Below are 13,694 nucleotides of genomic sequence, written 5' to 3'. Positions count from 1 at the left end.
ATCTAAATCAGTTTTGGGACAATAAATATAAAGGTGGTCGTGTTTATTATAAGCTCGATTCATACATGATGAACGCATCGCAATCTCTCAAGATGTATCGTCAGATATCCGGTTTCATCATCCGGAACTTCCATTTGCAAGGTATCGCTCAACATCAATGATAGCACTTTGGCTTTCACGTACGTATCTCCATACTCCTCATTAATTTTGTCCAACAGTGAGTTCTGGAGCGTCTTTCTTTGTTTGACCCGCTCGATTAAGCCCTTCAGGTGACTAATAAAGCGGAGTGTGGAAAAGGAGTCATCGAAGTGAAAACCCAACTCTTTGGCGGATTCAATCGTCTGAGACACTATTCTTACGATAGCTAAGGAATCCGTAGGCTTCTCCTTATTTCTCGCAGCGTTGAAATGCATGGCCAGGAAAGCGATTTCGTCCTCAGGGAGTTTGACACCAAGATGATCATTTAAGAAATCGACAGACTTCTTGGCTACCTTGTACTCCTCAGGATACATATATTGAATTTCATATGCAAATGGATTGGTGATGTAAGTACCGCGCTTTTGCCGCTCTACCGCAAAGTTAATGTGATCAACGAGTGAAGCGTGAATCGTTTCAGAGAAGGCGCCTTCCAGTATCCCTTTTGCGTAGGCAATGACTTCCTCGGTGAGCCCGATAATTTTAACATCAACTGCGTTTAAAATTTGCTCATAGTTTTTAAGCACTTCGGATGTATGTAACAGAAATTCCTGCGTAATTTCACTTTTAGTTATATTCATCCCCGGATTCTTCATAAACCCGATTCCTTTCCCGAATGCGATCGAATTTTTTCCAGTCGATAAATGCGCCATCACAATGTTATGGGAAAGGACATGTACAATTTTCCGTTCAATCATAAGACCCTCCCAATTGTTGGGTTTCTGGGGATCCCGCAAAAGTCGACCAAGAGTTTCGATACTGCATTTCGATTGATAAATCATTCATGTGTTTTTAAGTCATTCCCTTCAGTTGTGTTTGAATAAAAGCCTGCAGTCGTCATGAAGTAGACTCTAGCAGGCTTTTGGACTTGTTGAAATTATTTTAGACCAATTCGATCAAGTTTTTTGCACTCGCATTGAGATTTACTAACGATCAAATTCATTACATTATTCACCAGATTTGTCGTGAGGAACCGTTACAGTTGATGAAGCAGAAGTTTTATTACCTGCATGATCAAAAGCCGTATAGGTGATCGTGTATACGCGTCCATTCCCTTCGCTAGATCTTTCGGCACGAAGCAAAAATGTAGTATCCAAAGTGCCTAACTCTGCACCTTGAATGTCGTTTGACGTTCCACCATCACCTAATCCATTGTCCGAATCGTTGCTTATTATGGATGTAAGAACGACAGATTCGATTCCGGAAAGACTATCTTCGTCATACACAGACGCACTTACCGTAATCATTTGGTGGTTTGCTGGCCATAAAATAGTTTTATCCAAAACGACATGAAGTGTTGGGGCCGTCTTATCCAATTGCACGACTGCTGTATGCGGCGTTTCAACATTGCCTGCCTTGTCAACGCTCCAGTAAGAGATGGTGTGAATGCCTTCTGCTTTTATAGTAACAGAAGTACCTTTTTGCTCAATACCGCCGTCGACCGTGTAGAAGGTATCAGCTACACCTGAGCCGCTGTCGCTGGAAGTGAAAGTAACCGTAGCATCGCTGTTCACCCAGCCAGAAGGCGCATTATCCGACGTTGTTGGAGCTGTCTTATCGGTGATTTGAATGCTCCACGTGGAAGAAGCAAGCTTCTTTTCCGTGCCGTTAGAATCAACTAAGGTCAAATCGGTAACCATGATCAGTCCCTCTTGCGTTACTGACTTTGCTTTGAACGATAGGTTTAGCAGCTGCGCGCTACCCGTAACTCCATTTGTAGTACCCATAAGGAATTGCAGCTTGCCGGGGGTACTCTTTTCAGTCGAAAGCAAGTCGATACCTGCCTGCATGGGCGCAGCCGACACGAACTCGATCAAATTCGGATCGTATTCCATGGCAATGTTCTCTCCATATACACTCTGAGTGACATTTTCTACTCCAAGTTGAAGCGTAAACGCATTACCGGCTTCAACAGTGTCGTCACCTGCTAAAACAACAGCTGGATCTTTTGGAACTGGCGTCGAAGTCACTGTAAATTCTTTGACAATGACCCAGAAAGTTTGCGTGTCCGTCGCTCGGATGCGCACAAATCTTGCTTTTAAATTATTAACCGGGATGTTGATGCTCGTTTGTTCTTCCAAAGTGGCTAACGTCGTCCAATTAGTTCCGTCGGATGAAGCTTCTAGTAGGCCGTGATGCATAAAATCGTTCAAGCTGCCTGTTTTGGTCATTGAAACTTGCACGTTTGAAACATTGCGGACTTCGTTCAAATCAACGCCGATCACGTCCCCAATAGCAGGAGGTCTGTTGCTCCAGAAATAGGTGTTCAGATTGCCATCAAGCATCTTGTCCGGTGTATTCGTTTGGTACGCTGGCATCGTCGTTATTGGAAAAGGAGTCGCCGGAATAACGCCTAACCAAGTGTCATTCTCTCGGATCGCTCGCGTGAAAAAGTCTTCAAATACTTGATTTGCTTTAGCCTGGGTAATAGCGCTAATTTGCGCCTTGAGATTCATTAATTCGGTTCTGTGCAATGCCGCCTGCTGCTTATTGTTGCGCTTTTGAGAAAGCAGCATTTGAGCAGCTTCTATGCCTGCCTTGCCATAAAGCTCGTCTTTATTCAAATAATAGTTGGTCTCCGCGATAAAATTCGCGTTGTTCAACGTGCTGCGCAAAATAGCAGGGGCCTGCTGCAGCTTTGTAAATCCGGCTGTTAATTGGTTCACTGCATCCGTAACAACTCCGCCGCTGCTGAATAGGGTCCATAAGTTATTAATTAACGGAGTTAGTGTCAATGACTCCTTCGCATTTAGTGGAGATGAATAGTGATTTTCTGCAAATGTTTTTAACGCGTCTGCGGCTGAACCACCTAATCTCTTAATACTAAGCTGCCAAGCATTATCCGGATTGTAAGCCTGCGGGTTCCAAAGATAATCTGCAATTGAAAATAGGGCAATTTTTGACGCTTCCGCCTCATTCATGGGATTAGAGGTAAGACCAATGATTCCATGGTCAGCTAATCCGGCATCACGGTTATAAAGCGGACCTAAGTAAATCTTATCGCGCGCGTAATCATTAACCGGGTAATTATCCCAGATTAATAGATCGTGCTTATAAATTGCTTTCGCTTTATCTGCATCCGACACGGAGATTCCGGCAGGTACGACTGCTGGACCCGTCCACTGAACGATGATACTTGGATCAACAAGCACCGAAAAACGGTTGATATATGTTGTTGTTGTAATATTGGCATAATCCGTAGGAACTGTTATCAAACGATTAGCTCCTGGATGTTTGTCGATGAATTCTGTCTTGAACTTATTAAGCAAGAATGCTTGCCCAGCCGCAGATGGGCTTGAATCGGTGTTAAACTTGGTCTTATCTGCATTGCAGCCCAGTGTTTTACCGATATCATCCAAGAAAATCGCAAAAGAACGTACGCCGACATCATACATCATTTGTGCTTTATCTGTTAGAGCTTGGAAGTCCGTGTTGTCCGAATAGCACACAGTGTTCCCAGGCGAAATGGCAAAGACGAATTGAACATGATTTTGTGCCGCTTTGTTGACCAGCTCGTTAATCTGCGCCAGTTTATCCGCCGGATAAGGTACGCGCCACTGATCACGGTGATACGGATCATCCTTCGGAGCGTAGATATACATATTCATTTTCTGCTGCCCGTAAAAATCCAACTGGCTGAGCCGGTCTTCATGCGACCATGGAGTCCCGTAGAAACCTTCAATGGACCCGCGCCAGTTCATTTTCGGCCAATCTCTAATCGCAAGCCCTGGGATCGAATAGGCGGAATCTTGGAGTGTTATGACTTGACGTAACGTTTGGGCGGCATAGTAAGTGCCCGTATTATTTTTGCCAGCTAGTACGATACTTTTATGCCCTGTGTGGTCGATTCCAGAAGCCAGCACGTATCCGTCATTTATTAAATCTTCCGGTCCAGCCGCGCCCATATTTTGCAGCTCGGAAGCGGTCGCAAGATTCTCGGACGGGCCGCCGATCCATACGGTTACCTCCGTATCGGGAACGGGGCTGTTATCGCTTGCCAACTTAATATTCTGAACTCCGGCGTTATGTAATATTTCTTCAACGACCCTCACTGCAGAAGGATCAGTCGTGTCACCTGTTACCAGCCCTACTTCGGCAGGGATCGCAAAGCCATTTCCCACTAAAGAAACGGACTGTGGAACTGGAGAAATTTCAGGAATTGAACTAGATGGCGCTGCGGCTGCCACATGGGAATCTAAATTGGAAAACCAAGGGGTTGACAATGAAATCAAAAGTGCCATCGTCAACATTTTGGAGGTTCTTTTGAGACGTGTTGGGGTCATAAACTCAGCCTTTTTTCTCATTTTTACCGACCTTTCATTATCGAATTTTTGCATCGTAGCTTATGCCCGGCTTTCGAGAAAATTTATTACATTATTCACCGGATTCGTCGTGTGGGACCGTAACGGTTGATGAAGCAGAAGTTTTATTGCCTGCATGATCAAAAGCCGTATAGGTGAGCGTGTATATGCGTCCATTCCCTTTGCCAGATCTTTCGGCACGAAGCAAAAATGTAGTATCCAAAGTGCCTAACTCTGCACCTTGAATGTCGTTTAACGTTTGACTATCACCTAATCCATTATCCGACTCGTTGCTTATTATGGATGTTAGAACGACAGATTCGATTCCGGAATGACTATCTTCGGCATACACAGACGCACTTACTGTAATCATTTGGTGATTTGCTGGCCAAAAAATAATTTTATCCAAAACGACATGAAGTGTTGGGGCCGTCTTATCCAATTGCACGACTGCTGTATGCGGCGTTTCAACATTACCTGCCTTGTCAACGCTCCAATAAGAGATGGTGTGATTGCCTTCTTCTATTATGGTAACGGAAGTACCTTTTTGCTCAGTACCGCCATCGACCGTGTAGAAGGTATCAGCTACACCTGAGAAATTATCAGTTGCATCAAGCGTTATTGTAACTGGAGTTTGATACCACTCACCGAACTTTGTACCATCCAGCTTAGCGACAGTTACTGGAGGAATGTTTAAATTAATCTCGGCTACGTTGCTGTAGTCCGACTCGCCCGTAGTATTAACGGCAGTTACTTGATAATCGTACACCGTATCCGGATTCAAGTTGAGGTCTGAATATGTCGCAGCAAGAACTTCAGCATCGTTTACCTTCTCAAAGATTCCGCTCTTGGAATCAGCACGGTAAATGTTATACCTCTCTGCCCCAGGCACAGCTGACCAATTCAGCGTAACATCAGTGGCCCCATTTGCCACTGCTGTCAATTCCGTCGGTGCATCAGGAATCACGAGAAAGTTAACATTGTAAGTCTTTGTTGTTGTTCCATTTTCTGCAGTTACTTTTATAGTAGTAGTACCTGGTAATGCTGCCGCTGCAGTTACAACCGCACTTGCATTATTATCTGTTTTAGTTACTTCTACCGTTGGAACTGTAGTTGTTCCGGAAGGTAATATTACATTGTAATCTGTGTTTGTTTCCGTAAATCCATTTAATGCAGAACCATTAACGTTAATAGAGCTTAAAGTTGCTGTCGGTGATTTTGTCAAAGCAACAATCTGGCTTGCGCTCAACGCCCTGTTGAATATTTTCAATTCATCAAGGCTGCCTTTGAAATAGGAAGTTTTTAATCCGGTTCCAGGCTGCGCTTCTACGCCAACTAATGACATTGGGCCATTCATTTTACCAGTGATTGTTCCTTTTAGCACACCATTTGCATAAAGAGCAGTTCCCGTGCTTGTACCTACAAAAGCCAAATGAGTCCATTGGTTTGAAGGAATACTATAAGTGTACGTAGCGTCTTTAACACCGTAAATGGAAACCCCAACTTTACCTGTTTTATTATACTGGTTGATCTTAATTGATGAAGATGAGCCGGCCAGAAGCACCTCATTACTCGTCGTGTTCGGCTTCCCGTAAACCCAAGCGCTTACTGTCCAGTCTCCTGTTATATCTTGCCCGCCTAAATTTATGTAACCAGTGCTTCCATCTAAATTTACCCCATTTCCAAACTTACCCGTTGTCAATGTTGCGCCGCCAACTAAAGTTCCATTTCGAGCACCAGACGTATCCGCCAAGCTGGTTCCAGTTCCTTCATCCATCTTCCATTCTGAATTTATTGGGACAAACGGAGGCACCCATACAATAGGGTCGGCGAAATATTTTATTCCTTTATTTTGCATTCTTGAAGCTTGGTCTGTAAGCCTCCCTTTAAAATCAGCCCAGTTTCTATTGCTTTGAGCAGTCCAGCCGACTTCAGCATTCGCTATTAATCGTGGATAGAGCATATAATCCAAATTATCTTGAGTCACAACGGTTTCTGACCATAATGTACTATCAATCCCATAAATATTTGCTCCTGATATGCAATCGGTTGGGTTCCAATTATAGGCTGTGTTGGTATTGATGAGTCCTCTCCAAGTTAGGCCAAGTGGCGTATCTGAGTAGTATTTCTGGTCGAGATAAGCATTTGCCGGGGATACGATGACCTTCATCCCTTTTGTTTTCGCTGAAGTTCCAGTTGAAGTGGTGCAATGCCAGTCTTGCAGAATAGAATCGCTAGTTGCTCCGCTTGAGGTATCAGACGGGTCCCATCCAATAACTTTCTTACCATAATTATTCACAATAGTTGTAACTCTGCCAATAAAATAATCGTAATCAGCAGCAGTAGTTGATTGAGCTTCGTCACCGCCAATATGAATATAGGGTGAAGGTGAAATAGCAGCAAGTTCTCTGATTACATCATCAACAAATGTATATGTAACCTCAGATCGAGGCATAAGTGAACTATAGCCTACTGCAGTATCCGTTCGCATAGCTTTTCGTTGTCCATCAGGATTTAATTCTCCATATGAAGCTAATGCCGCATTCGTATGACCAGGCATATCGATTTCTGGAATGACTTCAATATATCGCTCAGCCGCATAGCTGACGATGTCTTTAAACTGTTCCTGTGTATAATATCCACCTGGACCGCCGCCTACCTGTCCCTTGCTTCCAATCTGCACGAGATCAGGTCTAGATTTAATTTCAATACGCCAAGCCTGATCATCAGACAAATGCATATGCAACTTGTTGATCTTATACTGTGATGCCAGATCGATCTGACGTTTAACTTGATCCACTGCAAAGAAGTGTCGTGCCACATCAAGCATGAGCCCACGATATTCGTAAGCAGGCTTGTCACTTATAGTAGAATTAGGGATCACCCATTGTACACCAGACACAACGGTGTTCTTCTCAATATCCGCTGGTAAGAGCTGTATTAAGGTTTGATCACCTCTAAAAACACCTTCGGGTTTATTAGCTGTAAGTGTAACTTGATTGGAAGTTGTGATTAAATCATACCCTTCATTACCTAAGGCTGCATTTCCACCAATTGTAGTGAGGTAAATACTTCCTGAAGTTGGATTGTTTGATTTTATGACGCTGATAGGGAATCCGGTTGAAGTATTCAGCTTATTGGCGAGCATTTGTCCAGTTTTGAATAGCTCATCTGTTTCCTCAGCGGTATTACCAGCTACAAAAATGGAGCTAGTTTGTGTTAAAAGAAATTGCCCAGTTCCAGTTGTATAACTTACAGGCTTAGGTAATATCGAAGGCTGATTTGTTGCGGCGTTAGCAAGATCAGGAAGTGCGCTCAGAATATTCCCTGATAAAAGTAAAGCCAAGGCTGTAGAAATTGCTTTTTTAATGAATAATTTTTTCAACCTTCTTTCACCTCTCCTACACTTTTAGATAGCCTCTAGGCATACGTCGAGGCGGTTAGAACAAATTTTGCTCTTATCTTTTTAGGCCTGTTCAAGAGGTATTTCTTATCCCGCATCCCCCCTTTAGGGGTAATCATTTTGAAGCGCTTTCAAAATAGCATGTATAAGCGCTCCACGTTGATAATTGTATTTTGAATGTACAAATAGCAAAAGGTTGAAAAAATTTCATACTTTACATTAATATGGATTAATTATATCTAACTTTCTGTTTCCTAAGTCATGCGCACTAGTTAGCGGCCGTAAAAGGTACAGCATAGACTTTACCAGGGTAATGAATCTTTATGGACTGAACCCAACTTAATATATCGTGTATGATAAATGTTAAATACTTTATCGGTAACTGTCAATCATAACTGTACCTAACTAAGATAATGGATATTAGGCATCTGTACAGACAAATGGTGATTCACCTACATAACATGTTTAAGAATGATAAAAAAACGATGGGTATGCAACAATCTGAAGTTAGTGGGTCAACAAGATAACCCCTGCCTCCTCCGCCTGCATATATCCCTCCAAAACCTTATGGTACCTACATGATCGACTGTGTGCATCATTACACCTATGTATGGCTGCTGAATGGCGACAGTTTTTGGTTTTTTCCGATTCGCGTAGAGTCCTTCGGAACATCAGGTTTTAGATGGACGGGATCATTCTGGATGTTTTTCGGCATAGATTCAACAAAAGACTCAATTTGAGTAACTTTTGAATTATTTAGGCTAGTATAGAGCCCGCTCTTGTCTCCCCTTCATAAATGGTTGGTTTGTGTTTTTACAACATAAACCAACATGATACAAAGTTGAATTGACATAATGGAAGCCAGTTTTAAAAATAGTTTCTTTTGTTAAAAAAGACCTTAAATGAACCAAATTACATTCGATGCAGTAGTAACTATTCATAATCCCGGTTCGGCCCCCTAATTATAGAAGTTGCTAGAGTCTGTGTTATGGTCCAATCGGTATTAATTGGTTCAACATTCACCTTTCTTGTCATCCATAGCATAATAAGAGCAGGAGAATACTCCTGCTCAATAAAAGAAATCTTTCTGTTTGTTATTTACTAATGGTTTGAACTTAGCAGAATCGCCTGCGCGTCCCTCAACAAATAGGTTGATGCCTCCGTTGTTATATGTTTTCCACTCTGGGCCTCTAGCTCATTTATAAATGCCTCTAAATTACCATTACTAAGTTTACTTTGCAGACTGGTTGCGATACCTGCATTATCGATCCATCCGGCATTCGCAAAGCGCGTAACTAATGCATTTAAGGAATTGGAGTTAGTTGTTGTCTGAAATAATATCGTTTGGCTCCCTGTGTTCCCCGCCAGATCGACCGAAGTAACGATCAATTCATGCAAACCGAGAGGCAGTGTATAAAGGGGAATCGTTGTCCCTTGCTGCACCGCGTGCGTATCCAACTTCACTGTAGTTTTCCTGTTGTCAACCCCGGACATGTCATCGCTCAATGCAATGATTGGCGAGATGTCCACGGAGTCGCTATACGTACCGTCCGTCAATCCGGTGACAGTGACAGTTGGAGCAATCGCGTCCAGTTTGAAGCTGACGGTCTTCGGCATTTCTTTGTTGCCGGCATTGTCTATTGAACGGTAGCTCACGGCATACTCGCCGTCTTGACTGAACGTTACAGGCGACATATAGCTTTGCCATGCAGCTCCTTCGTTCAGGCTGTACTCCGTCTTGGCTACACCCGATATGCTGTCAGAAGCGCTTAGGCTTAGCGTTACGGGATAGACATACCATCCATTCAGTCCATCCGGCACGGCTGATGTCACATTCGCTGTCGTTACCGGTGGTGTCACTTCTTGTGGATTCACAGTATAGGTGAATGTTCCCACAGCACTGTTTGTCTTATTTGTTGCTGTTGCAATAGCGTTAATTGTCATACTGCTTGATACATTTATAGGTCCTGTATATTTTGTTGAACCTGTTGTTGGTGTACTTCCATCCGTTGTGTAGTAAATAGTCGCACTTGGTGTAGTGCTGCTAAGCGTCACACTTTGTGCGCCTGCATACGTTCCGGCAGAAGGTGTTGCTGTTGGTGCAGACACTTGCTCAGCTGCTCCTGAAATATTGAAGATAGCACTCACTGGAGAATTACTTGTTGTTGCACCTGGGAATGTTGCAACCGATTTAACCGTTTTCGTATTCGTTAATACGAAGGGACCTGTATAAAGTATTCTAGTAGCACTTGTAGTTGGGTCAGTTCCGTCTGTTGTATAGTAAATATCCGCACCTTTAATTGCGGCGCCGGTTGCTGCACTAGAAAGTGTAACTGTTGCTGCACCGTTTGTGAATGTACCGCCATTGGGGCTAATAGTAGGTGCAGCTACTACTTGAGGTGTAAGAGGCAAAGTGGCATATTTAAATGTTGCTACTATACTTGTACTACCGGAAAGTTCAGCTATAGCCTTAATGGTGTTTAATGTTGGAGCTGATGTTCCTGCAATGGATATAGGCCCAGTGTATGGAGTTGAGCTTGTGGTAGGTGTTGTCCCGTCTGTTGTGTAGTAAATAGCTGCTCCGTTGTTAATTGGAGCGCTAAGCGCTACATTAAATCCTTGAACAAACGCTCCGTTTCCTACACTTGCTACAGGAGGTGCAACTGCCCAGTCTCCTGAGACTGTAAAGTTAATATGATAGGTTGTATTTAATACCAAATCTGAAGATTGAACCATGACAGTTGTTGTTCCCGGCACGCTTGTAGCAGGTATTACTGTAACAATGGCATGACTGTCTGTTGCAGTTGCTGTAACTGTAGGAACGGTAGTTCCTGTTGTAGAATAATTATATTCCGTTGTGTCTGGAGCAAATCCTCTTAAAGCTGTTGAATTAACTTGAATATTACTTGCCGTTACAACAGGGTTCGGTATCGTATCAACAAAGTTTTTACTTTGTGCTTTATAACTATTTACTTTCGTTAAAACGTTTGAGTCAATAGTTGCTGAGATATTAGTTGGTGCTGTAGTACCGAATGCTGATAAATCATTTGTGTAATACATCCATGCAACGCCTTGGCTATAAGTACGAGGTGTCGTAGAAGCATTTATTCCACTAGGTAAGAACCAAAGATTAAACGCAGGAGCCATTGGGCTTCTTGCACCGCCTGCCGGAGCACCGTGAGTAGCCATTAACAGACCATCAATATAGTAGTAATTAAAACCGTTCTTTACAACGATTGTAAGCGTATGCCATCCTTCATAGCTTTGTATCTTACTATTAGATAGTTTTGATACATTAACTTGTTGACCTGCTGAATTTAATGTATAAGGCCCCCATGATGTGAAATACATAACTTTACTGCTTTGAGAAGCACCCCAGCCATCGTTTGGAAGATATTCAAAGTCTGCTTCACTATATCCTGACCAACCAATATACTGGTTTCTGTTAATAGGGAAGAAGGTTTCAACGATTTTATCTTTCATATCTGGGCCTGAAGTTGGTGCATCGGTAAAATAAACCCTTGATGAATAAACGCCATCACCAAATTTTTCATAAGCTTCTCTAATTTGAGCCTCAGATGAAGTGCTTGGTACACCTGTTGCAGTAGCTGAAAGTGTCATTACATCCGTTTCCGAAGGGAAAGCAGAGTCAGCAGGACCTGGCCCAAAGCTAATATTAGAAGCTTTCCAATTCAAATTTCTGTCCCCAGGTCTCATACCTATGCCGTCTTGCAACATCCAATTATGTTGCGCTAAGGCAGGGTCTGTTTGACTTGTATAATTAAAGTCATCAAAAAATTCTTGTAGCGGTTGCGGTAATGTAAAGTTAACTGTATACGTTTTTGTTATTGTACCATCTTCGGATGTCACTACTATTGTAGCTTTTCCTGGAACATCGGTTGCTTGAGTAATTGTAACTGCTGCATTAGGATCTGTTGTAGTTGCTGTTACTGTTGGAAGAGGCGTAGCACTAGGTACTTGAACTAAATAATTAAGATTGCTCGGTGAGAACCCGCTTACAGCAGTTCCGTTAACATGAATTGCGCTTAAAGTCGCAACTGGGATGCTTGCCAAATTGACTTGAAGATAATCGTAATACACTGGGGAATAAGTAGCGCTAGTAGTCCACATATCACCCAGATCGATCGTATCAAAGCTTGTTATTGAAGGATGTGTACCAACCTGATTACCATCCAAATAAACAGTTGTACCTGTTGATTCAACAACAAATCTATAAGTATGCCATCCGGTTGTTCTAATTACATTTGTATTTGTATAAATACCATTGGTGCCATTTCTTATTTGGTATGTATTTGCTGATGATGTTCCAAGACCAACCAAATTATTAGATCCGCTTACATAACCGTTATTAAAAGTAGCATTAGCAGAATTATATATATTAAATTGGTTAAATCCTGCGGTATTAGCCGCATTATCATAGACCGAAACTGAAACTGTACCCGTGCTTGCAGCTGGGAACTTCTTTTGAATATATGCGCTTGATGTTTTTGAACCTAAAGGATTTGGCAAGAAAACTTGTGTTCCGTCAGGTATTGTTGCTGGCGCTGAAGCAGTTGTATATGTTGCGTCAACAAGATTAGGGTTACTAGTATTATTAAAGTTAATATTCCTCCAACCGCCACCGGCAAATCCATTTTCGAAAGATTCAACAAAGTCTTGACTGGTCGCTGACTTTACTTTAACTGGTTCAATCATTAAGGATCCCAAGTTAAACACCAAAGCAAAAGCCAACATCATTGAGAGAGATCTTTTCTTGCCTATCTTACTTGTTTTGTTCATTATCTTACTCCTCTCTAACCACCAATTTTATTAAGATACATTGTACCAATAATTAAGTAACCGCTTTCAATGATTATTCGAAACCCGCCTCCTGATTTCGCAGGAAGGCGCTTGTCATCAATTTTGCTTAATGAAATTGATCCCCATACGAACCTCATCCAGCTTTTGAATGGATGCCTCGTACTGGCTCGTTAACACACACATAAATAAAATGTCGATGAAATGAAGCTGAGCAAGACGCGAAGAAGTCGCGGCGCTTCGGAATACCTCTTCCTGTTTCGCGGAAACGTATAGATTAATGTCTGCAATTTCGCTGAGCGGTGATAATCCGTAGCTCGTTAAGCTGATCGTCGTTGCGCCCTTTTCTTTGGCCAGCTCCAAAATTTTAGCAACTTCAAACGTTTCTCCTGAGAATGAAATGCCTACGACAACATCATCCTCACTTGACTGGGCGACGAGCATCGCTGAAAGATGAAAATCCGGACTCGACGTTGTGCATTTGTTGATACGAACAAACTTCAACTGCGCATCCTGGGCGATAACGGCAGATGCGCCTACACCATAAAAATGAATGCTTTTGGCTCGTATTAGTGCTTCCACTGCTTTCGACAATGAATCATAATTCATGATTTCCGCAGTCTCTAGCAAAGCTTGGATGCTATTAGCCGTTACTTTCTGCACAATCGATGGCTGCGGTTCATTGGGCTGGAAATCAGTAAAACCCTCTTTATCGGATTTGCGCATGTCGCCTGCGACCCGAAGCTTCAATTCCTGCAATCCGCCAAGTCCGAGAGATTTGCAAAGCCGAATGACCGCAGAAGCGCTAGTAGAGCTCAATTCTCCTAATTCATTGGCAGTACATCGAATCGCCTCATGGGGATTCTCTATAATATACAAAGCAATTTTCCTCTCGGAAGGAGGTAATTGCTCAGCCATTTCCTTTAGCATAATTAAACCACCTGATAGCGACTGGGCAAGATGATTGTCAGCCATTA

6 protein-coding genes are annotated in these 13,694 nt (G+C 42.6%); all 6 read right to left on the bottom strand.

The annotated features are described in order from the left end of the window. Positions 1-59: 59 nt before the first annotated feature. The 6 genes from ASG93_RS06000 to ASG93_RS05980 all read right to left on the bottom strand — a co-directional run bounded on the left by ASG93_RS06000 (position 60) and on the right by ASG93_RS05980 (position 13,692). A complete protein-coding gene (locus ASG93_RS06000; RefSeq protein ID WP_056829834.1) occupies positions 60-893 on the bottom strand; it encodes a PRD domain-containing protein in 834 nt (277 codons plus the stop codon). Between the two features lie 249 nt (positions 894-1,142). Next, positions 1,143-4,478: a beta-N-acetylglucosaminidase domain-containing protein gene (locus tag ASG93_RS05995; RefSeq protein WP_056829832.1), complete on the bottom strand. Its 3,336-nt coding sequence runs from the start codon at positions 4,476-4,478 to the stop codon at positions 1,143-1,145. 91 nt (positions 4,479-4,569) lie between these two features. Next, complete coding sequence (locus ASG93_RS34850) at positions 4,570-7,881, bottom strand: family 20 glycosylhydrolase (protein ID WP_063891781.1); 3,312 nt, start codon at positions 7,879-7,881, stop codon at positions 4,570-4,572. A 779-nt stretch (positions 7,882-8,660) separates the two neighbouring features. Further along, positions 8,661-8,840 (bottom strand): DUF3973 domain-containing protein, encoded by a 180-nt coding sequence (locus tag ASG93_RS37065; protein ID WP_162262828.1) that lies wholly within the window; start codon positions 8,838-8,840, stop codon positions 8,661-8,663. Positions 8,841-9,000: 160 nt separating this feature from the next. Beyond that, positions 9,001-12,699 carry a chitobiase/beta-hexosaminidase C-terminal domain-containing protein gene (locus ASG93_RS05985; protein WP_056829830.1) on the bottom strand — a complete coding sequence of 1,233 codons (3,699 nt, stop codon included), beginning with the start codon at positions 12,697-12,699 and terminating at the stop codon, positions 9,001-9,003. Between the two features lie 117 nt (positions 12,700-12,816). Further along, positions 12,817-13,692: a MurR/RpiR family transcriptional regulator gene (locus ASG93_RS05980; protein WP_056829828.1), complete on the bottom strand. Its 876-nt coding sequence runs from the start codon at positions 13,690-13,692 to the stop codon at positions 12,817-12,819. Between the last annotated feature and the right edge of the window lie 2 nt (positions 13,693-13,694).

This window comes from Paenibacillus sp. Soil787 (genome assembly GCF_001429545.1).
GTDB lineage: Bacteria > Bacillota > Bacilli > Paenibacillales > NBRC-103111 > Paenibacillus_E.
Note: the sequence above shows the minus strand (reverse complement) of the source record. Positions and strands in the feature narration are given on the sequence as shown.

Bases quoted from the DNA above. Each gene is read 5' to 3' on its own strand.
- ASG93_RS06000 (WP_056829834.1), bottom strand. From the start codon at position 893: ATGATTGAACGGAAAATTGTACATGTCCTTTCCCATAACATTGTGATG.
- ASG93_RS05995 (WP_056829832.1), bottom strand. From the start codon at position 4,478: ATGACCCCAACACGTCTCAAAAGAACCTCCAAAATGTTGACGATGGCA.
- ASG93_RS37065 (WP_162262828.1), bottom strand. From the start codon at position 8,840: ATGAATAGTTACTACTGCATCGAATGTAATTTGGTTCATTTAAGGTCT.
- ASG93_RS05985 (WP_056829830.1), bottom strand. From the start codon at position 12,699: ATGAACAAAACAAGTAAGATAGGCAAGAAAAGATCTCTCTCAATGATG.
- ASG93_RS05980 (WP_056829828.1), bottom strand. From the start codon at position 13,692: ATGGCTGACAATCATCTTGCCCAGTCGCTATCAGGTGGTTTAATTATG.